Source organism: Coleofasciculus sp. (genome assembly GCF_046565525.1).
Lineage (GTDB): Bacteria > Cyanobacteriota > Cyanobacteriia > Cyanobacteriales > Coleofasciculaceae > Coleofasciculus.
Genome location: NZ_JBKHUP010000078.1, coordinates 1 through 21,510, shown reverse-complemented (window position 1 = coordinate 21,510; position 21,510 = coordinate 1). Strand labels below are relative to the sequence as shown.

Sequence of the window (21,510 nt, the reverse complement as noted above, 5' to 3'; positions counted from 1 at the left end):
CCCAAAATTTCTTGAATTCTGGTAAACAATTCTGCTGCTCAAAATAGCTAACACTATGATGGTGCGCCTTCCATTCATAACGACGGTGGGCGATGCAGGCGTTGTATAAGTAAGCATGAAGACGACGTGCAGCGAATAACTTTTTCAGTTGCTGCCTATTTGGATACAATCTAAATGTACACCGTCTTACTGCCAACTTTTCCTCGATCCATTGTTGATTTGAGCCACCTAAAATTATACCCTAGAGAGGAAAGTCAAGCAACATTTTTTAATTACTCGCTATCCATCCCCACCCTCTAAGAGGGTGGGAAATTCCGCGAGATTTGTTAAATTTCTCAACGCTTTGGGAAACGACTGATTATATTAACACCGTGGCTATGGCAGGATAGCAGTACACCGCCTAACAAGGCTTGGCAGGAGCAGCAGTTATGGTTAAGGGTAACCCAAAAGGGTTTGTGGGACGCTTATTTCAACAATTTCGCAGCGTTGAAGGAAGTCGGATTTTCCATCGCTTCAAGACGATCCCAGGTCGCTTTCGAGCAATCCTGATCAGGTTCGTCCCAGCGCGTTTACTCTGGTTAGTGCCGTTTCTGCAAGATGAACTGAAGCAGCGTGCGCCGAGTCTAGATGAACTCAAAGATCGCATGGCGGGTAAAACGAAACCGGGTGAAGGATTAGAAGCCGAAGCAGAAGGCGGCGTGGTTACAGAAGTCGTCGTTCCGCCCGGAGTGAAGTCCCTCTATCCGGAGTATCGCTGTGTGCGAGGAAATCCATTCTACTGTGAATGGGTGCAACAAACCCTGCTCGAACAACCCGGTGCCAACTATTGTCGCCAATGTGGATTTCTTACCCTGTTACCGCCAGAAACGAAAATTCGGGGAATTCGGGGAACCTATCAAATTGAACGCTTCCTCAAAAATCGGGGTCGAGGTCGTCTTTATCAAGCCTTGCAACTCCCCACTCGCCAACCTGTGGTGATCAAGGAATACGTTTTACCCGATCGCTATTTTAATCTCCAAGAAAGCCAGTTACGCAAAGAAGCCTTTGTCAATCTCGCTGGCGTCACTTTAGCTGATGGGCGGGTGCAAGACTTTCGCCTCGTCTCCCCTTGGGACGCGATCGCAGATCCACGTTTTGAACGCTGCTATTTAGTCAGCCAAGGGGTTTTAGATACCTATCCTACCCTAGCCAGTTACTTGGCGCAAACTGGGGCAATGACCAGTTATCAGGTGCGACAGATCCTGGAACAAGTTCTGCAAAGTTTGGAATTTCTACATGGACAAAAATTTCGCCTCCCTTCGGGTTTAGTTCAACAAGGACTCACGGATGGCAATATTAGTTTAGATAGCTTGCTAATTGTTCCCAGTTTCCAAGGCTTTTTTATCTATTTGTGTGACCTACTCTTGTGGGAAGGACGATTTGATCCGCCATTACTTGAACGTCCTTTGTTATTCCCCAAAAAGGATTTACAAGACTTGGGGTATGTAGCATTTTACCTTTTAAACGGTGGCACCCATGATCCGGTGACGCTGCAACCCTTCAATCCCCGGATTACAAAGCATTGGCCCCTCATTCAACCCGCGTTCAAAGACTATATTTTATCCCTAATTGGCATTGGTACCTCATCCTTTGAAACCGCAGAAATTGCTCGCCGCGCTTTATTACACTTGCCCCCCGAACCGCAAATTATCCCCCCTTTCTCCCAACCGGAAGTCGAAGCCGAGGTCAAGAAAAAGAAATGGCGGTTTTGGCGTCCTCGGTTATTCTGGCTCCTTTTAGCGCTGCTGTTGTTGGGACTGTTGATCTGGTGGCTATTGGGGAGAAATCAACCCCAAACCACGATGGAAACTGAACCATTTCCCTGCTGTATTGAACAGGTGTCAGGGATTCCGACGGGAACATTTACCTATACGGCGGAAGAAGACGGGGCGTGGGATTATATTCTGGAGCAACCCAATTTAATTGCCAAGGATACCACCTTGGCGAGTGAATTGTATCAGCGTCAACCAAAATTAGAATTAAACTATCAATCCGTCCCCACTTGGACAGACGCGATCGCACAGGTTCGATCCGAAGAAGCGGAGTTTGCGATCGCGACTCCCCTGAATCGGTTAGGATTTGCCTTAGACGCAGAAGAAGTTGCTCATGATGGCTTAGTTGTCTTTGTCGCCTTCAGTTATGCTCAACGGGAAAACAGTTTACCCGCCGCCTTGAATGGGCAAATTAGCTTTGAGCAATTACGCCAACTCTACACAAGAGAGATTACCAATTGGCAAGAATTAGGTGGACCGGATCTCCCTGTTCAACTTTATGTTCCCCTCAGTGATCAGGCAATTCAACTGTTTAAGCAGCGTGTTTTACAAGAGAATACCAATACTGATAATATTGCCGAATTTGAAGCCCTCCTGCAACAAAGTAACCAACCGAGTCGCTCATTTGCCAACTTAGGTCGTCCCCCGATTATCCGCACCCAAACCTTTGAGACATTGCGACAAGTCATTGGAGATTTTGAACAGAGAAATATTGGCGCGATCGGATTTGATTCCCTGAGTAAAGTGTTAGGACAATGTTCGGTTTATCCCTTAGCTATCGTTGACGGGGAAAAGCCGGGGATTTCACCCTTGGTACAAGATAACCAGCAACCAATTACGCCAAACACTGACTTATGTAATTCTAAAGGCAGTTATGGAGCTAATGTTGAGGCATTGATTAGTCAAACCTATCCCTTAGCTTATCCCTTAGCCGTTATTTATCCCAGAGATAATAGTCGTCCCCCCATTGGGAGAAAGTTTGCTGAAATTCTCAGAACTGAACAGGCGCAATGTTTATTGTCTAAAACCGGATTAGTCCCACTGCGACCCTATCTGGATTCTACCTACTGTACCCAGGAATTAGAACGCGCTGAACCTGATAACGGATGAATAAGTTGGGCAAAATTAACCTTATCAAACAGAGATTTTTGAAGCAAATCCTTCCAGGGTTGCCCATTCATTATCTATTTCGCTAGAGGATGTTAAGGAAATGAAAAACCATTCTATCTCCTTCCAGTCCGACTCCTGGAATTGAAGAGAATTATCGAATATGTTGATAGTCTCTTGATCCTCATAAAACGGGAATTGGCTGAAGTGAGTGCTATCGTATAACCGATACTCTAGGTTATTTTCCGCAGCCTGTTTTTTCTCTAAGGTTACTAGACTGGGGTTGATCATCTCCACTGTTTCTTGCTGTTCATCACGTTGGGTTCTAGCTATTTCGGCAATTGTTTGGTAATCTTTTAAGCACTCACGAGAATAAAATGTCAACCCTACAGTTTCGGAATTTTGCTCCTGTTGAATCATCTCGTTAAAATTGGCTCGAACGACCTGGCGAATTTTGAAGAATTCCATTTCTCAACTCCCTTGCTATGAGTGGCACTACTTTTAGGTGCTAGTTGTTTACATTTCTTTACTCATTATGCTAAATCTACCTAGAAATAATTTTTTGCTCACAAACTCTTCACAAAAGAGACGTTCCGCCGGAACGTCTCTACAATGTCCTAATCGATGTGTTTACTGCTATATTTAAACGTTAATGTCTACAGTGTACAGAATTTATGTCCAGGTACTTAGTGCGAACATCTTGCTCGCTACTCATACCCAATTTCAATCTGACTTTTCACGGGAAGTCTAGAAACCTGAGTAGGGGCGGGTTTAGTTACATCTGGGTGCAACCGAAAAGATAGTAGTGAAACCCGCCCCTACACGCATTGCGCCACATACCGTGAAAGTCAGAATTTCAATGCATGACAGCTTAGAACGCGACTTAGTATCAATCTGGCATATCCAATAATTCTGGCACAGTGACAAATTGATAACCGCGCTGTTTAAGTTCAGTAATCAACTTTGGTAAAGCTTGCACTGTTTTTGAGCGATCGCCACCGCCGTCGTGCAGTAAAATAATACCACCAGATTGAGCGTCTTGAATGGCGTTATCGATTAATTTTGGCACAGTAATCCGGCGACTTTGCCAATCTTTTGTATCCGCTGACCACATAATCACGGCATACTTTTTTTGCTGAGCATAGCTAACTAAGCCATTATCCAAAATGCCAGCCGGAGGTCGGAATAATGCCGTTTTGACGCCAGTGAGTTGATGAATTAAAGTGGCGGTAGTCTCCAGTTCACCCGCCGCCGCTGATGGACTGTACTGATGATATTGATGATTCCAAGTGTGGTTACCAATAGCGTGACCTTCATCCACAATTTGTTTCATAAGCTGGGGATGATTCTTCACCGTCTTACCGACAACAAAAAAGGTGGCTTTGATATTTTCTCGTTTGAGAATGTCTAAAACTTGGGGAGTTGTCTGCGATGAAGGTCCATCATCAAACGTGAGGGCAATCACTTTGGCATTATTGAGGACACGAGAACGAATGGTTTTGCCTTGAAATTGTACTGGTACAGAAAAGGTTAAGCGTTTAGCTTCTTCCTCTGCCAAGTGAGCGAGCATTTTTTCATAGATTTCCTGTTCCTCTCCGATTAAGCCATTGATTTGTAAACTCTGGGAATTCGACCGTTCCTGTTGGTTCAAATTAGGACTAGGGATCGCTAGTTTCGGGTTAACTGAACGAACAACGGACATACTTAAACTTGCAATAAAACTAACCATGGCAGCTATTAAACTAATGGATAATTTATACTGCCAAACTAACTGACAAGGATTTGCCACCTTACGTCCCCTTCACTCCTCTGAATACACAGGCGGCACGTCATGGTTGTTTATTTTTAGATTATTCTTGTTGCAGAATAATCCAAGCGGCGGGTTAATCTATCGCCAGACATAAACGCCTAAGCACAGATCAACCCGCTTTATAAATTCTGATGCTAAACCCTGCGTCTCAATTGCTAAACGCCACCATTTCTAGAGATATTCAGTTCGCTGTGGTGCAACTGGATACCGAAATCCGCCTTCGTGCTAATGATTCTTTTGTTAGTTACGACGCAAATGACAGTATATCCGGGATTTTTTAAGTGCCGAGTTGCAGTCAAAGAAGTAATCTGTCATGGTTGGCGAAAGGCAGTAACTCAAAACCCGCCCAGTCTGAGTTTTGAGGGCGAGAATTCTTTAACCCATGAAATGTCAGGATGGGCAGGCTTTTATTCTTGAGGTAACGATAACGCTTTTTTATGGTATAAACTGATAATTCTAGCGGTGACTTCAGGAATTGTTAAACCATCCGTATTAATTTCGATCGCGTCGGCGGCTTGGCGCAGGGGGGCTAATGCACGAGTGCTGTCACGCTCGTCTCGTAGTTGAATGTCCTGTTCTAGTTGTTCTAAACTGACAGTGCCTTGGTCTTGGTCTTTGAGATCTTGTAAGCGTCGGCGTGCCCGTTCTTGAACCGAGGCGGTGAGAAAGATTTTCAGTTCAGCATCGGGGAAAACATGAGTCCCGATATCCCGCCCTTCGGCGACAACGCCACCCTTAGACGCCAAGCGCTGCTGCTGTTTGACTAATTCGTGACGCACAGCCGGGATCGCCGCGACAAAAGAGACATTGGCGGTAACTTCTAAGGAACGAATGGCTTGGGTGACTTCTTTCCCATCAATCCACACTCTTAAGGTTTGCGGTTGTGAACCGCTACTGATTAAAGAAATTTGACATTGACTTACCAATTCCGCGATCGCAGGTTCATCGGTTAAATCAATTCCGGCTTGCAGCACCCGCCACGTTACCGCCCGATACATGGCTCCTGTGTCCAGATACATTAAGCCTAATTGCTGCGCCACTAACCGAGTCACTGTGGATTTACCCGCTCCCGCCGGTCCATCAATAGCAATAATCGGTTGGCGATTTCGCAGCAGGATATTATCAATTAAACGAGTTGAACCCAGACGAGCCGCTATAGCGAGTAATCCTTCGTCTTCAACTTGCTCTAGGGGGGTCAAGGTAGTGGGATGAACCAATTCGATGTACTCGACTTGAATCTCCTTAACCGAGGTGAGTTCTGAGGTAACAGCAGCAATTAAGGACGTGCGATCGCGCTCCCCAGTCTTGAACACATTTTGGGCATTTTGTAAACCCTTATAGAGAATCGGAGCTTGTGCTTTTTGTTCGGGCGTCAAATACTGATTGCGAGAACTATAGGCAAGTCCTGACGACTCACGCGCGATCGGACAAGATACGATAGTGACAGGCAAATTTAGATCCGCGACCAAGCGGCGAATAATCGCCAATTGCTGAGCATCCTTTTGACCAAAATAAGCGCGATCGGGTTGAACTAGATTTAATAACTTAGTGACCACAGTCGCCACCCCCTGAAAGTGACCCGGACGGGAGTGACCACATAAGATAGAGTTCATAGCTGCTGGTGGCTGGACTTGAGTAAACTCAGTCGGGGTTTGCAGATCGGATTGGTCATCGCCATACAACTCCACCACTGTTGGCGCAAAAATCACATCCACTCCCGCTTGTTCACACAAGCGTTGATCTTGCTCCAACTGACGCGGGTACTGCTGCAAATCTTCCCCTGGTCTAAACTGGAGCGGATTGACAAAAATGCTGACAACGACAATAGCATTTTCGCGTCTCGCCCGCTCGATTAAGCTAAGGTGACCTGGGTGTAACGCCCCCATCGTCGGCACTAAACCGACGGTTTTTTGGGTTCGATGACGTTCTAAGTGGCAGCGCAATCCCGCGATTGTCGTAAACAGACGCATGAGAGTTTAGTAGTTGGATCTTAGATCGATGTTAGCAATTTGTCATTGGTCATTGGTCATTCGCCCTTTGCCCCAGAAAGCTGGCACTCGGTTGGGGCGGGCGCGAGTTACATCAGGGTGAGGTCACAAACGATGATGGTAAAACCCGCCCCTACACACTCAACACTATTCCCTAGTAGTTATCTAAAACCTCAATCTGTACAGGCGCCACACCCGTGCGGAGCAATCCTAAAACTCTGGCGGCGGCGGCGGAAAGGTCAATGACTCGCCCTCTGGCATAAGGTCCTCGGTCATTAATCCGCACGATAACGGAGCGACCATTATTTAAATTGGTCACTCGCACGTTAGTGCCAAAGGGTAAGCTGCGATGAGCGGCGGTTAGCGCATTTTGATTAAATCGCTCACCACTAGCGCTGCGGTTTCCGTGAAAGCCAGGACCATACCAGGAGGCAATACCTTTAACCTGAAAGCGTACTGAACCGATCGCGACTTGGGCGATTGTCTGGGCGGTGGGTTTGCCCTCAATTTCGCGTATGGGGGGAGCATTACCCATTAAGCGCCGCAGTCGGTTCGTGGCTTGCAGGGCATCTTCGGCTAGGTTTTGGGTGGTATCGGGCAGGATGGTATTTTCGTTAACTTGCACCAACTCCTGGTCATTGACCTTGATGCTGTAGCAGTTACACCCCTGATTCCAACGGACTGCGATCGCGTCTGCATTAATATTATCCCGATGCAGTTGATTGAGTTGAGCCGCAACAGCCGTCGCCCGCCATACGGCATCATCCAGATTGGCATTACTGGTCGAGGTGACACTTGGCGAGGCGGTATTATCCAGTTGGTCTACCTCTAGGGATTGATAGTCAGACACCGTTTTGGATGAAGAATACCCGGGTTCAGAGTTATTTCCCAGAGCCACTTCTCCCACTTTACTGCCATTGTTGACAATTGCCTTTGAACCTAAGAACGTCAGGACAGGGATGTCGCGCACATAAAGAGTAGCCGCCTGACGCCCATCTAGTGAATAGCCATGAATTTTGGCAATGACTTCTTCTGCTTCCCCAACCTGAGATGCTGGGGACTGAAATTCTCCCACTTTTACCACCTCTGGCGGCTGAAGGGTTGGTTGAGAGGAGGTGGAGGGAATTGTTTCTGGAGATTGTAGCGCTTGAGCGGGAGTCAAGTTGCCCTCAGAACCTTGGTCAACTGCCTGAGCTTGGTTAGCCGGATTGGATATCACTGTGCTGAGGGCTGTGGTTAAGAACGTAACAGTGAGACCACTCAAAATTCGCTGATTCATAAGCCTATAATTAAAAGCCTCTGGAATTCTACGTTTGGGGTTATGGGTGGTGATGCAAGAGAATTAAGAAAAATCTGCTGCAACTCATACTCATCGAAACTCCTTTGGGTCTGAAACCCTGTTTTTATAAGACAGCTTTACAATTAAATGCTGGTTTTTAAATGGAGATAATCCCAGGAACCAGCAAACCCTGTAATAAGTCCCTTCGCCCACCCAGTCCAAGATGTCTTGGCATTACCAACGCCTAACCAATTAGGCTTAGAGATACTCCGAACTAGGGAAGTATTCGGAAGTCTGTGCCAGAACTAGGCTCAACCCGAGCTATTCACCGCTTACGTTGTCCAAACTGGCTTGGTCAATCCTTGTCCCTTTTAGGGCAAGGTTGGTGAATTCGATTTCGTCCTATTTTTGTGGAACTGACACAGACTAACACGAAGTTTTGGGTTTGGGGATCAGTGATTTTTGGGAATCAGCGATAAGATTTTCAAAAGTGCGATATCATACAATTTGCCCTAATGCTTAATCTGGCAAGGTTTTCCAGCTTTTACCCCTCTCAGGGAATTTACGAGATTCTTAACAAAACTTTACAATAGAGACAACAAACCTCGACCGTCGCGGCGAAGGTTTTCCATCAATGCTGTAGGGGCGGGTTTTACCGATAACGTTTTGGCAAAAACCGATAACTGTAATAAACCCGCCCTTCTAGTGCTGCTTTTACTCTAGGCTTTGCCGGGATCAACCTGTAAAATATCCGAGGGAGGAAAACAAAGGACACCCTCACAACTTTGGTTGGGGCGGGTTGAGTCACATTGGGGCGGAAAACAAAGGATAATAGTGAAAGTGAGTCCCTACATTCCTCGGTTGGGGCGGGTTTAGTCACATCAGGGCGGGAAACAAACGATAATCGTGAAACCCGCCCCTACAATCAGAACAACGTTTTCATTCCTAGTGGTATTTCATGGATTATCGAGAAGCTGGTGTTGATATCGAAGCAGGTCGAGCTTTTGTGCAGCAGATTAGAGGGCTCGTCCAAAGCACCCATCGACCGGAAGTCTTAGGGGGATTTGGTGGCTTTAGTGGTTGTTTCCAGTTACCGATGGGATATCGCGAACCCGTTTTAGTATCGGGAACTGATGGAGTGGGGACGAAGCTGAAACTAGCTCATGACTTGAATCGTCACGACACCGTTGGAATTGATTTAGTTGCTATGTGTGTCAACGATGTCTTGACATCTGGCGCACAACCCCTATTTTTTTTGGACTATTTAGCCACAGGAAAGCTGAATCAAGAGCAACTCACTCAGGTGGTAGCGGGTATTGCTCAGGGATGTCGTCTCGCTGGCTGCGCGTTGTTGGGAGGAGAAACCGCAGAAATGCCCGGTTTTTATCAACCGGGAGGGTATGACATTGCTGGGTTTTGCGTGGGAATGGTGGAAAAAAGCGAAATTTTAGATGGTTCTCAGGTGCAATTGGAAGATGTGGCGATTGGTTTAGCCAGTCAGGGGGTTCACAGTAATGGGTTTAGTTTAGTCCGCAAAATTGTTAGCGATTCAATTAACCAGGAATCGCCTTTAAATTGGGATAGCTGTCCCGATTTACTCGGGGGTCAACGTTTAGGAGACGTGTTGCTGACGCCGACTCAAATTTACGTGAAACCGATTCTAGATGCGCTACAGGCTGGAATTAAAATTCATGGTATGGCTCACATTACAGGGGGCGGTTTACCGGAAAATTTACCTCGGTGTTTAGGTCAAGGTCAATCGGTGCAGATTGATCCCAATAGCTGGGAGATTTTACCTATTTTTCAGTGGTTAGCTGAGGCGGGTCAAGTGAGTCGGGAAGAGATGTTTAATACGTTCAATATGGGGATTGGGTTTGTGGTGTTGGTGTCATCTGTTCAAGCCGAAAAAACCTGTCGCTGGTTTGAATCTCAAGGTGTTACGGCTTATCGGATTGGGGAAGTAATTGAAGGTTCGGGGGAAGTGGTTGGTCTATCTGGTTAATTAGGATTTGCTGAATAATAACCCCATGACAGCCATGGCGATTGTTTTGCCATGGCGATTGAAATCGCTGCTAAACAAACAAAGTCCGCCTGCGCGGACTGGGTTATAAGGGGGGTAGTTAACCCGGAGTTGGTATCATTCATCTTTATTTTACCTTCTCAGCTTTCTAGGCTTCGAGTGAAAAGTTAGTAATCAGATGAGTTGCTCAAATTCTGAGATTTTAGATGTTCCGTCAACCAGGTTTGAGCGGCTTGAGTAAGACGCGGGGAAAGCCGACGATTGTAGTCAATGACAAAGGCAAAACCCGCGCGATCATAGACCTCGTGAATTAAACGTTGTAAATCGAGTGTAGGTTCATTCTCTCCTTTACGAAGAGGGACTTTCAAAATAGGAATTGGAGTTTGCAAGGATAAAGAATATAAGTTAGCACGAGGACGCTGATCAGCAAGACTTATCAGGATACGATAAAGGGATGGTGCAAATTGTCCCAGCATTGGCATCGGTGTACCCGCACGGAGTAAGTCAATTTCCACCAGATGAGTAAGGCTGCGTAGAACTTGTTGGCGCTTGGTTTCGTAGGCGATGCGCCCTGAACCCGATTTTTTATTTTTGGGTGAGAGGAGTTCAATAACGGTGACAACTAGCCCAGTTTCAATTTCGCGGATTTCCAGGTAACTTTCGCGAACCTCTTCGGGTATGGGTAACGTAACAATCGTGGGTTGTGGTGTCAGCGTTCCGATATTGCTGGATATTTCGTCTTGACTAGGGCGATTGATTCCCTGAGTGACGCTGACATCAGGAATTCCGACTAAGACAGACTCTCCATCACTCATTTCATAGATGCGACGTTCAACCGCCGCCCTATATTTAGGCAGGATTTGGGGGTTGAGTGCATCTGCGATCGCGACAATTAGCCGACTATGAAATTCTGACCATAGTTGGGGAGTTTCGAGGTATGGATTCATCCCAGGAAAGGGGGAAGGCATCGTGCGATCGCAAAACTCTTATTTTGTACTATTTTATTAATCGTAGCGGATTTACCCAGATGGGTCAGGAGCATGAGAACATCCGATGGATACCATTTATTCGTTTTTATACCTGCCGACTATTAACTTTCTCATTCACTTTCGTATTGATAAGGCAATGCAACTCTGCTGTGAAAACTATAATACCGTTGAGAAAAATGTTCTAGGTAAGGACTCGATAAAAGGGTGCGTCGCTTGGCTATCCCTAGGTCAAGTTGACAGTATAAGGTAGATGCATCAATTCCAAATATTTTCTTGAAATCAGCCGTCAACTCAGGTAAACCTGCTTGTTCTAATTCATATTCAACAGGAATCTTTTCAAAAAAATAAAACCTTTCATGACGTTGGGATTTAACTAACTCCCATGCTTTCCTATTCATGATATCTTTATCTGCTATGTCTCTAACTTCTTGTGCTGTTGCAATTTCACATAAAATTACAGAATTTAACAATTTTGATGATTGTTCATTATTACTTTGCCTAGCTCTATAATCCCAATCTAAATCACAATCTTGTGTAACAATAATTGCATAAGGATGAATGACTGGTTCAAAAGACAATTCTTCAGCCTCTCGTGATAGTTCACTAACAACAGGGTTGTACTGAACCACATCTGTTAGTATCTCTCCTTGCCTGAGAGAAGCATTCTTAATTGACGGCTGGTAGATAGCTTTTTTTTTCATGCATCAAATATTGTTAGACAAGCTATGGTTCCACAACAATAGGTGGTCTAACTTGAGCGGATTTCAATTTACCTTTAACACGGCTAGCTGGAATAGTAGACAGATTAGCTTGAGAAAAGCGATCAGAATAAAAATCAGCAATTCCTTGAAGTTCCTCAGCCGCTTCTTCTAAAGCAGATTCCGGCAGAGATTGAAGGATTAGCAAACATTTCAGTAGTGCGATAAATTTACTGAGAGGTAGGCGATTCCAATCACTTCTGAAAGATAGAGAAGAATCGGACATCATTAGTTCAAACGATGGATGCTGAACTATAAGCGTTTTCCCACTTTCTCGATCAACAATAAAATTTTTTGTAGGAATTTCTGCTAAAGTCTGACTATATCTCTGTGGTTTCAATTGTCTGGGGTCGCATAGCGTGATGGAGGGTATCTGTGATGCTCCATCTGAAAAGATTTCTAGCTGATTTGTTGAATTTACCGAGTATGTTCCAGACATTTTCACCTCTCTCTATTTTTCGTTCTGTATAAAAATCAGCATCTAGTAAATAAGCAAGCTCATCGTCACTTCTGTCTGGTTGTTTCACGAAAACAAGTCCATGCTTAAAATGGACTTGACCCTGTTCAGTTTTCAAAACTAGGTCTTTTATAATTGACTGAATTGAGGGTGAAAGTTTAGCATTGTATAACTCGGAAGCAATATGTTCTGTGATCAAATCTGACCATTGTTTATTCTCAAGCCCTAGCTTTGAGCGAATAATCAAGTCTTGATATTGAAGCCCAACCCTTGTGTAAAAAGATGGTGTATATATTCTTTCAAAAAGCTCAACCGCTTCTCGAAAACGTTTTTGGAAATGTTCGTACCTCTCGTATGCAGATGTACTTAGAGTAATAGAATCTTTGCTAATACATAAGTGCCATATCTGGTCTTCAGATTTAAAGCTATAGGATATATCGCTCAATAGGGGTAAACCAAATTTTTGAATGGCTTGAGAGATTTCAGATGGAACCTGCGGCTGTGTACTCTCGAAGAGTGGGTACTGAAACCTGATCTCATCCTGAAAATCCACTGGCTCTTGGCGAGAAATCTTAAGTATGGGTGGGAACCGCAATTGGCACGCAACCTGAATAAGGGGATTGCGTTCATAAATTACACGCTCGGACTCAGGTAAGTACATCAACCCGTTTTCGCCACAAAATAAACCATCGTAATTCCAGCTTAAATTATAACTCACCTAACGTTGTCATAGATAGCATCTGCCCCGCTGTATTCGGAAAAGAATTGCTGGGCTGTCAATTGTGACCAGGTAGTTGTTTCAGTCAACTCAGGCTCAACATAAGTCCGCGCAGGCGGACTTGGTTTGTGTAGCTGCGTTAGCGAAGCGGGACGGTAAGATCCATTCCATTCGCCATCGGTTGTTTCTTGGTTGTAATTGCTATAAAAATTGTGCATTGGTTTGTGATAAAGCTTACAACTTTATTCCCCTCTCCTCGCAGGAGAGGGGTTAGGGGAGAGGTCACAACGAATCAGGTTCCTGTCCCGACGCCACAGGCGCTGTCGCATTCAACTGTAACTCTGGATGATCCCCAATCACCTGCTGTAAATTCCACTCATTCTTAAACAACAAAACTGGACGTCCCCAGTTATCTTTCACCACCGCCGTGTTAAACAGCCGTCCCGCTTTTTCTAAAGCCTGCCACCCCCCAGCTACCCAACGGGCAACACTATAGGGCAACATATCCAACAACGTTTCTACGCCATATTCATTCTGTAAACGGAACTGAACCACCTCAAATTGCAACTGTCCCACGGCGGCTAAAATTGGGTCGCGCTTGGACTCATCCACCGAGTACATAATCTGTATCGCCCCTTCTTCGCGCAACTCAGTTACACCTTTGTGGAATTGCTTAAATTTAGAAGGATTGGGATTTTTCAAATAGGCAAACAATTCCGGAGAAAAACAGGGAATCCCTTCATACTCCAAACGCTTGCCATTGTAAATCGTATCCCCGATCGCAAACACCCCTGGATTATTTAACCCAATCACATCCCCTGGATATGCCACGTCCAGAGATTCCCTCCCTTGGGCAAATAGTTTCTGAGGTCTTGACAACCGTACCGTTTTCCCCGTCCGCGCATGATTCACGGTCATGTCCTTGTCAAATCGACCCGTACAAACCCGGACAAATGCCACTCTATCCCGGTGCTTGGGGTCCATATTCGCTTGCAGCTTAAACACAAATCCGCTGAAATCTGGATGGGTTGGCGGCATTTCCCCCTCTGTAGATTTGTAGGCTTCCGGTTGCATGGCGTACTCTAAAAACGCATCCAAAAATAGCTTGACGCCAAAGTTGGTCATAGCACTGCCAAAGAATACAGGCGTCATCTGACCCTGATGCACCCACTCTAAATCTAAATCAGGTCCAATCTCCTCAATCAGTTCTAATTCTTCTTTCAACTGATAATAAAGATCTTGATCCAGTAATTTTTCAATCCGGGAATCCCCCAAATCGAGAACCGTCTCTCCCGCTTCCCTACTCCCATGTGCCGTGCGTTCAAATAAGTGAATTTGCCGCAGACGGCGGTCAAACAAGCCCTTAAAGCGATCGCCCATACCAATGGGCCAATTCACCGGGTATGTCTGTAACCCTAACTCCTGCTCAATTTCATCCAGCAGTTCCAACGGTTCCCGCGACGGACGATCCATTTTATTTACAAATGTGAAAATCGGCAGCGATCGCATCCGGCAAACTTCAAATAACTTGCGCGTCTGCGGTTCCAAACCCTTCGCCGCATCAACCAGCATCACCGCATTATCCGCCGCCGCCAATGTGCGATAGGTATCTTCACTAAAATCTTGGTGTCCCGGCGTGTCCAGCAAATTAATCTGGCGATTCTTATACTCGAACTGCAACACCGTTGAAGTAATCGAAATTCCCCGTTGTTGTTCCATCGCCATCCAGTCAGACGTTACCTTGCGCTGCGCCCGTCGTGCTTTCACCGCCCCGGCTTCGTGAATCGCACCTCCATATAGCAACAGCTTCTCAGTCAGCGTCGTCTTCCCCGCGTCTGGGTGGGAAATAATCGCAAAATTTCGTCGGTGTTCAACCGCCGTTTGCAGTTCAGCCTGAAGTTCAGTGGACATTCAAAACGCCTAATTAAGCAACACTCAGCCTTCTATTATAGAAGTTGAGCTTCTGTGTTGGTTAGCTTGAGTTTGTATTTTTTATATCCTAAGTCATAAATCGTCAAGTTTCTTTTACAAAATTTAACCCTATAGAATTATGACTCTAGAAGGTGTAGTTTCCATCAATTTTAGGGAATACTGAAATCAGCGCCGTTTGGGTAAATCTAATTTCTTCAGGTTCAAACGTTAACAGGGTGAGAGCTTCCTCGTTATTTCCTGAGTAGGGGGTTACATCCTCCACTGTACGCTGAGTCATGGTTCATGGTTGCACCAATCACTGATTGAGTCCCCTCAAAGCGTTTCCATTTTACCAGATAAGAGCTAATTCTTGATTAGAAGGAGATATTATGCAGTCGTTTATCACTAATGTTTTGACTGCCACACTTTTCATGCCTCATGGCAACTGCTACCTCTGGAAGCCCGGTTTAGTCTGGCTACATCTCTTATCGGATGGGTTTATTGCCCTGGCTTATGGTTCAATTCCCCTAACCTTAATCTATTTTGTTTGCCAGCGACGGGATTTGCCGTTTTCGCGAGTCTTTCTCATGTTTGCCGCTTTTATCATTGCCTGCGGTATTACCCATACTATGGCTATTTGGACGATTTGGCATCCCGATTATTGGCTATTTGGATTAATCAAAGCAATCACGGCATTAATTTCCGTCTATACTGCCCTAGAATTAATACCATTAATGCCCAAAGCCTTTGATGTTGCCAGTGCGGTGGAACTCGAAGCTGCCAACCAGCGTTTAGAGGCTGAAATTCAGGAACGCCAACAAACCGAACTTGCCCTCAGGCGATCGCAGGATGAAATTCACCAAAAAGCCACCCTCTTAGAACAGGCGTTGCGTGACTTGCAACATGCCCAAGCCCAATTAGTTCATACTGAGAAAATGTCGAGTCTGGGACAACTCGTCGCCGGGTTAGCCCATGAAATTAATAATCCAGTTAACTTTATTTTTGGGAATCTGGTACATGCCAGAAATTATGCTCAAGATTTACTGAATTTAGTTTCCCTGTATGATAAGCATTATCCCCAAACTGTCCCAGAAATTAAAACTACGGCGGAACAGATTGATTTAGCGTTTTTGCGAGAGGACCTACCTCGCCTGTTGGAATCGATGGAAGTGGGAACCAAGCGGATTCGCCAGATCGTGCTATCCTTACGTAACTTTGCCCGGGTAGATCAAGCTGAGGTGAAAGCAGTAGATTTGCACGAAGGGTTAGAAGGTACATTGCTGATTCTGCAACATCAACTCAAGGCAAAACCTGGATATGCGGAAATTCAGATTGTCAAGGAGTACGAAGACTTACCCGCAGTGGAATGCTACGTGGGACAACTCAATCAGGTGTTTATGAACCTGTTGAGTAACGCGATAGATGCGTTAGAGGAATCAAGAACAACAGATAACGGACACCAGCATCCCACTCCCACGATTCGCATTCGTACCGAAGCTATCGCACCCAACCAAGTCGCGATTCGGATTATTGATAATGGTCCGGGAATGAGCGAGAAAACTCAGCGTCAACTCTTTGACCCCTTCTTTACCACCAAACCTGTGGGTCAAGGAACCGGATTAGGACTATCGATTAGCTATCAAATCGTCGTCGATAGACATCGAGGTCAGCTTAAATGTCGCTCTGCACCAGGACAAGGCGCAGAATTTGCGATCGAGATTCCGATTCAGCAGCCCCTACTTAAAGGGGGTGTAGGGTGTGGGGCATTGGTGTCAACTTAAGCGGAACAACCAGTTAGTGAGCAGGCTTCCAGGGAAACTCTCGTTCCCAGGCTGAGCCTGGGAACGCTACAGGAGAGGCTCTGCCTCCCCTACTAGTGGCAGAGCCTCTGAATAGCATTTCTACCCTAAAGCTGGAAACTAGAATTGGTAAGGGTTGTGGCTTAAGTTGACACGGATGGGTGTGGGGGTATTGCCAATTAAATGCGTGACAGCTTACCGAGAGGAATATCCCCCCTGTGTAGGACGGAATTCACGACCTGTATTGTTCAGCGAACCTGTTACAGTCAGAATGAAGAGTTAGTTTCCCTTGAGGGGAAGGAGGACTGTCCCATGACGTATGATGTTTATGATAGCGACAAACGCAAGCTTTTATCTGCCCTCTGTCATGGATCAATTTTTATTAGTGCGGCGTTGGTATCTATCGGTATTCCGATTGCCGTTTTGTTAGTGTCTGATGACCCAGTGGTGAAGGAAAATGCGACAGAATCGCTGAACTTTCACCTGAACCTTTGGATCTACGGCTTAATCTTTGGTCTCTTGACGGTTGTGCTGATCGGTTGGCCCCTACTGGGTCTTTTGGGTATCCTGAATGTCGTCATGCCAATTATGGCGATTTGGCAAGTGTTGAAAAATCCCGATCAATCTTTCCGCTATCCCTTTATCTTCCGTATTCTATAATTTCCGCTTCATTTAGTCACATCTATTTGGACTCCATTTAAGTTAAAAGGTGGAGTCCTTTAAGTTTTGAGTGTGTAGGGGTTCTTTTCACTACTATCGTTTCTTCCTTCACCTAAATGTAACTAAACCAATTTCCCCAATGGTGTCAATCTCCTCACTGAAGCGGTATGCTGTAATACATTTAAATTGGGTATTAGTAGCGAGCGAGACGCTCGCACTACAACTGTTCCCTGTTCCCTATCCTCACCACAATACTTATTCAGCAACCCCTCATTACCCCAAACCCAGTTCACGTTTGAGTAAATTAATCGATTTTGTACCAATATAATTTTCACTGCAAACCAGCTTAGGCGGACGGATCAGATCATCTCTGGCGTCTAAAATTGCCCGTTTGACTGTATCATAACTGGCTTGATCGCTAATAATCGTTCGCGCACTGCGGACTAAAGCGTTAAGTTTATATTTATCACTAACCTGAGCGGTAATCAGGAGTAAATCATCCCCGCGCAGACTGTGGATAATCACGTCTACAATCCGTAAAATACCCCCACTGAGACTTACACAACCCAGACAGCTATCTTTGGGGAGATTTTTGACAATCTCGATTTCTTGTCCATAGTCGTGGATATCGACAGGAATAACCCGCACGGATTTCGGCGCTGCGATCGCTTCGGCTTTTTGGATAAAATAGCGGCTGGTGACGACTGTACCGGAATTGGTGCGTTCTAGGGTTTGTTCTAATTCTTCTAAGGGGACTAACTGGACGGGAATTCCTAGGGCGGATTCCAATTCCTGCACCATTAACTCCCCAGCGCCCATATCTCGTGACTCTACGGTAACAAGTACCCTGGCACTACAGCGCAACCGCCAGTCAATTTCGGCTAAAAATAGTTCTCGGGCTTCATTAAGGGAACACCCTTGAGAGAGTAATTCGTCCAAACTCTGCTGGACAACTCTTGATGCTTGTGGATATTGTTGGAGAATCGGAGATTGACGTTGAGTTCCGCCTTCATGACCTTGGGCTTTCACATAAATCCCTGATCCGGCTATGGATTCGACGAGTCCCGTTTCTTCTAGCTGGCGGTACACTTTACTGATGGTATTACGATGCAACCCCGTCTCCATGGCTAATTGACGGGTACTGGGCAATTTATGTCCCGGTGGATATTGACGAGAGGCGATCGCAAACTGAATTTGGTCGAATAGCTGCTTTGAGGCAGGGATTTCGCTATCAGGCTGGATATGGTACTGAACCATTATAAAGTCTCCCAAGCACTTGCTTTTCAATAGACACCAGAGTATAACTTACAGTTTAAGATCAGATGGTGGGTGGCTGACCCTCTAGTCCTGACCTAGGCATTTCTCTAAGCATTTATCATAGCTAAACTTTACAACAACGGGGGTTTTCTTAATCTGATGTATCATTCGGCTTCCCCTACTAAAATACTCTCTTCACTATGCTATTGTGCATTCAAATTACCTATCCTAATCCCCAAAACTAAACCAACATACCGTATTTTTACTTTTGTTCTTTCATTTAAGTTCAAGTCGAAGCCGCTTAACAATGGAGTTGGAGATTTAAAAAAATATTCAACCAACCACCCCCTTGACAATTCAAGCCCGATTCAGGTTTTCGCGAATCCTTCGAGTATCAGAATAATTAAAAGAGATAGATAATAAATTCTTGAAAAATAACAAGTAAACTAATATAATTATAACAATCCGTAAATAATTTGCTGAATGAGGGGGACGTGAGGGTTAAAATTAAGCAGAAGTTTGACCGTTGACCAGAAGGTCAAAAGCCATAGCAGCGAGGACTGCGATAGATCGACGAACACAGCGTAAACCTGAATATGACGGCTAGAGAAATCAAAAGCGATTGGGTTAAGATTACAAACGGCTCTCTACAAATTGACGCTTACTTAGCGATGCCCGTGGGAGAGGAGTCTGTTGGGGGCGTGGTCGTGTTGCAGGAAATTTTTGGGGTGAATGACCATATCCGAGATGTGACTCAGCGGATTGCCAAAGAGGGATACGTCGCGATCGCACCCGCCCTCTATCAACGAGTTGCCCCCGGTTTTGAAACAGGATACACAGAAGCTGACCTGAAAATCGGCAAGGAGTATAAGGCGCAAACCCAGGCGGAGGAACTGCTGAGTGATATCCAAAGCGCGATCGACTATTTAAGAGGGCAAACACCTGTTAAATCCAATGCGATCGGCTGTATTGGCTTCTGTTTTGGGGGTCATGTCGCCTATCTAGCAGCAACCTTGCCAGACATCAAAGCGACAGCCTCCTTCTATGGTGCAGGGATTGCCACGATGACGCCCGGAGGGAATGAACCAACGATTACACGCACCCAGGATATTACGGGAACCATCCATCTATTCTTTGGCATGGATGATGCTAGCATCCCGGCTGAACAAGTCAACCAGATTGAAGCTGAACTCAAAAAGCACCAAATTTCCCACCAGATCTTTCGCTATGAAGGTGCTGATCATGGATTTTTCTGCGATCAACGTGCCAGCTATAACCCACAAGCGGCAAAAGATGCTTGGGAAAAAGTGAAGATGCTATTTCAGCAGGAACTGTAGTTATTCGTCATCGATTATTTGTCATCAATAACCCAAAATGACAAGTAAAAAATGACAAATCTATTTTCTTAAACAATTAATACTCATGACTTCAGAATCAACCCGTTCTCAAACCCGCAAAACTGCTTTTTCCATGGAAGATTTTGCCAAAGCCCTAGAAGAGTATGACTACGAATTTAGTCAAGGGCAGGTGGTGCGAGGTAAAGTGCATAGCTACGAGATGGATGGTGTTTATGTCGATATTGGCGGGAAATCCCTGGCTTATGTTCCAGGGCAAGAAGTGTCAGTGGCACGAGTAGAAGATTGGTCAGAGGTGCTACCGTTGCAGGAAGAGTTGGAGTTTCTGATTATTCGGGAACAGAATGCAGAAGGTCAGATAACTCTATCACGGCGTCAGTTGGAAATCAATAAGATTTGGGATCAACTGGCGCAAATCCAAGACAGTGGCAAGTCGCTACAGGTGCAGGTGACTGGCGTGAATAAAGGCGGTGTGACTGTGGATTGGCAGGGATTGCGAGGATTTATTCCGCGATCGCACCTGAATCAACGGGGGAACTTAGAGTCGCTGATTGGTCAAAGCTTAACCGCCAGCATCCTGGAAGCCGATCGCGATCGCAGCAAGTTAGTCTTTTCTCAACGAGAAGCCACTCGCGCTGAAAGTTTCTCTATGTTAGAGGTAGGACAGTTAGTGGATGGCACGGTTTCCAATATCAAACCCTTTGGTGTGTTTGTAGAATTGGACGGGATTACGGGCTTATTGCATATTAAGCAAGTTAGCCAAAACATGGTGGAATCGTTGACGAATATGTTTCAGGTGGGTCAATCCATTAAAGCAATCGTGATTGGCTTGGATGAAGGCACTAATCGTGTTTCTCTATCGACAAAAGTGTTAGAAAACTACCCCGGAGAAATGGTGCATAAAATGGCAGACGTGATGGAAAGTGCTGAGGCACGTTCAGAACGGGCGAGGGCAAAAATGATCTAATCATGCATGTAGAGACGTTGCATGCAACGTCTCTACATATTTAGCCGTTTCCTATTTTTTTATCTGAAACAGGAGGATCAAAATCCGATGGCGAAAGCAGAGGAATCCAGCCGCACTCTTAGCGTGGATATTGGTGGAAGTGGGATTAAGGTGATCGTTTTAGATCCGGCGGGAAATCCGATCACTGAACGCCATCGAGTCACCACACCGCAACCCGCGACGCCGGATGCTGTCATTGATGCGATCGCACAATTAGCCGCCGCCCAAGGGGAATGCGATCGCGTATCTGTGGGCTTTCCTGGCGTGGTTATGGCTGGAGTCGTGAAAACGGCGGTGAATTTAGATCCAGCTTGGCAAGGATTTGATCTGGCGACTACCCTTTCTCAAACCTTGAAAAAGCCGGTGCGTGTGGCTAACGATGCAGATATGCAGGGATTAGCCACGGTTCAGGGTAAAGGGGTGGAACTAATGATTACCCTAGGGACAGGATTTGGTTCAGCCTTATTTGTGGATGGCAAACTCGTCCCCAATTTAGAAATGGCACACCACCCGCATTTCTCACAAAAGGCGTGATTGCGAATAGCAGAAACCTTACCAGACAAGGATTTAAGCCCATTTCTTCAC

At 45.6% G+C, this 21,510-nt stretch carries 18 protein-coding genes and 1 pseudogene; 7 read left to right on the top strand and 12 right to left on the bottom strand.

Going from position 1 to position 21,510, the window contains the following annotated elements; all coding sequences use genetic code 11:
• Window positions 1–428 precede the first annotated feature (428 nt).
• Window positions 429–2,921 (top strand): substrate-binding domain-containing protein, encoded by a 2,493-nt coding sequence (locus ACLGGO_RS24630; protein WP_446421269.1) that lies wholly within the window; start codon window positions 429–431, stop codon window positions 2,919–2,921.
• 24 nt (window positions 2,922–2,945) lie between these two features.
• On the opposite strand, the gene ACLGGO_RS24625 is transcribed toward ACLGGO_RS24630, so the two are convergent.
• The 4 genes from ACLGGO_RS24625 to ACLGGO_RS24610 all read right to left on the bottom strand — a co-directional run bounded on the left by ACLGGO_RS24625 (window position 2,946) and on the right by ACLGGO_RS24610 (window position 7,995).
• Window positions 2,946–3,386, bottom strand: a complete 441-nt coding sequence (locus ACLGGO_RS24625; protein WP_446421268.1) for a hypothetical protein — start codon at window positions 3,384–3,386, stop codon at window positions 2,946–2,948.
• A gap of 421 nt (window positions 3,387–3,807) precedes the next feature.
• A complete protein-coding gene (locus ACLGGO_RS24620) occupies window positions 3,808–4,707 on the bottom strand; it encodes a polysaccharide deacetylase family protein (protein WP_446421267.1) in 900 nt (299 codons plus the stop codon).
• Window positions 4,708–5,135: 428 nt separating this feature from the next.
• Window positions 5,136–6,698, bottom strand: a complete 1,563-nt coding sequence (locus tag ACLGGO_RS24615; protein WP_446421266.1) for a bifunctional pantoate--beta-alanine ligase/(d)CMP kinase — start codon at window positions 6,696–6,698, stop codon at window positions 5,136–5,138.
• A 172-nt stretch (window positions 6,699–6,870) separates the two neighbouring features.
• Window positions 6,871–7,995, bottom strand: coding sequence for a septal ring lytic transglycosylase RlpA family protein (locus ACLGGO_RS24610; RefSeq protein ID WP_446421265.1), 1,125 nt, complete (start codon window positions 7,993–7,995; stop codon window positions 6,871–6,873).
• Window positions 7,996–8,953: 958 nt separating this feature from the next.
• Between ACLGGO_RS24610 and purM the strand changes: the two genes are divergently transcribed.
• Window positions 8,954–9,997, top strand: coding sequence for a phosphoribosylformylglycinamidine cyclo-ligase (gene purM / locus ACLGGO_RS24605; protein ID WP_446421264.1), 1,044 nt, complete (start codon window positions 8,954–8,956; stop codon window positions 9,995–9,997).
• 185 nt (window positions 9,998–10,182) lie between these two features.
• Here purM and ACLGGO_RS24600 read toward each other — a convergent pair whose 3' ends face one another.
• The 7 genes from ACLGGO_RS24600 to ACLGGO_RS24570 all read right to left on the bottom strand — a co-directional run bounded on the left by ACLGGO_RS24600 (window position 10,183) and on the right by ACLGGO_RS24570 (window position 15,146).
• Window positions 10,183–10,983, bottom strand: a complete 801-nt coding sequence (locus tag ACLGGO_RS24600) for a DUF4058 family protein (RefSeq protein ID WP_446421263.1) — start codon at window positions 10,981–10,983, stop codon at window positions 10,183–10,185.
• Window positions 10,984–11,114: 131 nt separating this feature from the next.
• Entirely contained in the window at window positions 11,115–11,705 is a 591-nt protein-coding gene (locus ACLGGO_RS24595; RefSeq protein WP_446421262.1) for a hypothetical protein, read from the bottom strand.
• A gap of 22 nt (window positions 11,706–11,727) precedes the next feature.
• The gene (locus tag ACLGGO_RS24590) at window positions 11,728–12,102 is read right to left on the bottom strand and encodes a hypothetical protein (protein ID WP_446421261.1); all 375 of its coding nucleotides are present in this window, start codon (window positions 12,100–12,102) and stop codon (window positions 11,728–11,730) included.
• Window positions 12,083–12,880 (bottom strand): TIGR04255 family protein, encoded by a 798-nt coding sequence (locus tag ACLGGO_RS24585; RefSeq protein ID WP_446421277.1) that lies wholly within the window; start codon window positions 12,878–12,880, stop codon window positions 12,083–12,085. The genes ACLGGO_RS24590 and ACLGGO_RS24585 overlap by 20 nt, the downstream gene beginning before the upstream one ends.
• A gap of 53 nt (window positions 12,881–12,933) precedes the next feature.
• Window positions 12,934–13,155: a hypothetical protein gene (locus tag ACLGGO_RS24580; protein WP_446421260.1), complete on the bottom strand. Its 222-nt coding sequence runs from the start codon at window positions 13,153–13,155 to the stop codon at window positions 12,934–12,936.
• Between the two features lie 64 nt (window positions 13,156–13,219).
• On the bottom strand, window positions 13,220–14,848 hold the full coding sequence (locus ACLGGO_RS24575; RefSeq protein ID WP_446356271.1) for a peptide chain release factor 3: 1,629 nt from the start codon (window positions 14,846–14,848) through the stop codon (window positions 13,220–13,222).
• 145 nt (window positions 14,849–14,993) lie between these two features.
• A complete protein-coding gene (locus ACLGGO_RS24570; protein WP_446421259.1) occupies window positions 14,994–15,146 on the bottom strand; it encodes a hypothetical protein in 153 nt (50 codons plus the stop codon).
• Window positions 15,147–15,237: 91 nt separating this feature from the next.
• Here ACLGGO_RS24570 and ACLGGO_RS24565 point away from each other — a divergent pair, with 91 nt between their 5' ends.
• Both ACLGGO_RS24565 and ACLGGO_RS24560 read left to right on the top strand, forming a co-directional pair.
• On the top strand, window positions 15,238–16,629 hold the full coding sequence (locus ACLGGO_RS24565; RefSeq protein WP_446421258.1) for a sensor histidine kinase: 1,392 nt from the start codon (window positions 15,238–15,240) through the stop codon (window positions 16,627–16,629).
• Between the two features lie 330 nt (window positions 16,630–16,959).
• Window positions 16,960–17,307, top strand: coding sequence for a DUF4870 domain-containing protein (locus ACLGGO_RS24560; RefSeq protein ID WP_446334419.1), 348 nt, complete (start codon window positions 16,960–16,962; stop codon window positions 17,305–17,307).
• A gap of 273 nt (window positions 17,308–17,580) precedes the next feature.
• On the opposite strand, the gene ACLGGO_RS24555 is transcribed toward ACLGGO_RS24560, so the two are convergent.
• Complete coding sequence (locus ACLGGO_RS24555) at window positions 17,581–18,564, bottom strand: GntR family transcriptional regulator (protein WP_446334418.1); 984 nt, start codon at window positions 18,562–18,564, stop codon at window positions 17,581–17,583.
• Window positions 18,565–19,160: 596 nt separating this feature from the next.
• On the opposite strand from ACLGGO_RS24555, the gene ACLGGO_RS24550 reads away from it, so the two are divergent.
• From ACLGGO_RS24550 to ACLGGO_RS24540, 3 genes and pseudogenes are all read left to right on the top strand, one after another.
• Window positions 19,161–19,901 carry a dienelactone hydrolase family protein gene (locus ACLGGO_RS24550; RefSeq protein WP_446421257.1) on the top strand — a complete coding sequence of 247 codons (741 nt, stop codon included), beginning with the start codon at window positions 19,161–19,163 and terminating at the stop codon, window positions 19,899–19,901.
• A gap of 85 nt (window positions 19,902–19,986) precedes the next feature.
• Window positions 19,987–20,886, top strand: coding sequence for a S1 RNA-binding domain-containing protein (locus tag ACLGGO_RS24545; protein WP_446421256.1), 900 nt, complete (start codon window positions 19,987–19,989; stop codon window positions 20,884–20,886).
• 87 nt (window positions 20,887–20,973) lie between these two features.
• Window positions 20,974–21,438 (top strand): annotated as a pseudogene (locus ACLGGO_RS24540) (ROK family protein); the annotation flags it as partial.
• Window positions 21,439–21,510 lie beyond the last annotated feature (72 nt).

What these genes read in the sequence shown, in the direction of transcription:
- ACLGGO_RS24630 (WP_446421269.1), top strand. Translation starts at nt 429, where the DNA reads ATGGTTAAGGGTAACCCAAAAGGGTTTGTGGGACGCTTATTTCAACAA.
- ACLGGO_RS24625 (WP_446421268.1), bottom strand. Translation starts at nt 3,386, where the DNA reads ATGGAATTCTTCAAAATTCGCCAGGTCGTTCGAGCCAATTTTAACGAG.
- ACLGGO_RS24615 (WP_446421266.1), bottom strand. Translation starts at nt 6,698, where the DNA reads ATGCGTCTGTTTACGACAATCGCGGGATTGCGCTGCCACTTAGAACGT.
- ACLGGO_RS24610 (WP_446421265.1), bottom strand. Translation starts at nt 7,995, where the DNA reads ATGAATCAGCGAATTTTGAGTGGTCTCACTGTTACGTTCTTAACCACA.
- purM (WP_446421264.1), top strand. Translation starts at nt 8,954, where the DNA reads ATGGATTATCGAGAAGCTGGTGTTGATATCGAAGCAGGTCGAGCTTTT.
- ACLGGO_RS24600 (WP_446421263.1), bottom strand. Translation starts at nt 10,983, where the DNA reads ATGCCTTCCCCCTTTCCTGGGATGAATCCATACCTCGAAACTCCCCAA.
- ACLGGO_RS24595 (WP_446421262.1), bottom strand. Translation starts at nt 11,705, where the DNA reads ATGAAAAAAAAAGCTATCTACCAGCCGTCAATTAAGAATGCTTCTCTC.
- ACLGGO_RS24585 (WP_446421277.1), bottom strand. Translation starts at nt 12,880, where the DNA reads ATGTACTTACCTGAGTCCGAGCGTGTAATTTATGAACGCAATCCCCTT.
- ACLGGO_RS24580 (WP_446421260.1), bottom strand. Translation starts at nt 13,155, where the DNA reads ATGCACAATTTTTATAGCAATTACAACCAAGAAACAACCGATGGCGAA.
- ACLGGO_RS24575 (WP_446356271.1), bottom strand. Translation starts at nt 14,848, where the DNA reads ATGTCCACTGAACTTCAGGCTGAACTGCAAACGGCGGTTGAACACCGA.
- ACLGGO_RS24570 (WP_446421259.1), bottom strand. Translation starts at nt 15,146, where the DNA reads ATGACTCAGCGTACAGTGGAGGATGTAACCCCCTACTCAGGAAATAAC.
- ACLGGO_RS24565 (WP_446421258.1), top strand. Translation starts at nt 15,238, where the DNA reads ATGCAGTCGTTTATCACTAATGTTTTGACTGCCACACTTTTCATGCCT.
- ACLGGO_RS24560 (WP_446334419.1), top strand. Translation starts at nt 16,960, where the DNA reads ATGACGTATGATGTTTATGATAGCGACAAACGCAAGCTTTTATCTGCC.
- ACLGGO_RS24555 (WP_446334418.1), bottom strand. Translation starts at nt 18,564, where the DNA reads ATGGTTCAGTACCATATCCAGCCTGATAGCGAAATCCCTGCCTCAAAG.
- ACLGGO_RS24550 (WP_446421257.1), top strand. Translation starts at nt 19,161, where the DNA reads ATGACGGCTAGAGAAATCAAAAGCGATTGGGTTAAGATTACAAACGGC.
- ACLGGO_RS24545 (WP_446421256.1), top strand. Translation starts at nt 19,987, where the DNA reads ATGACTTCAGAATCAACCCGTTCTCAAACCCGCAAAACTGCTTTTTCC.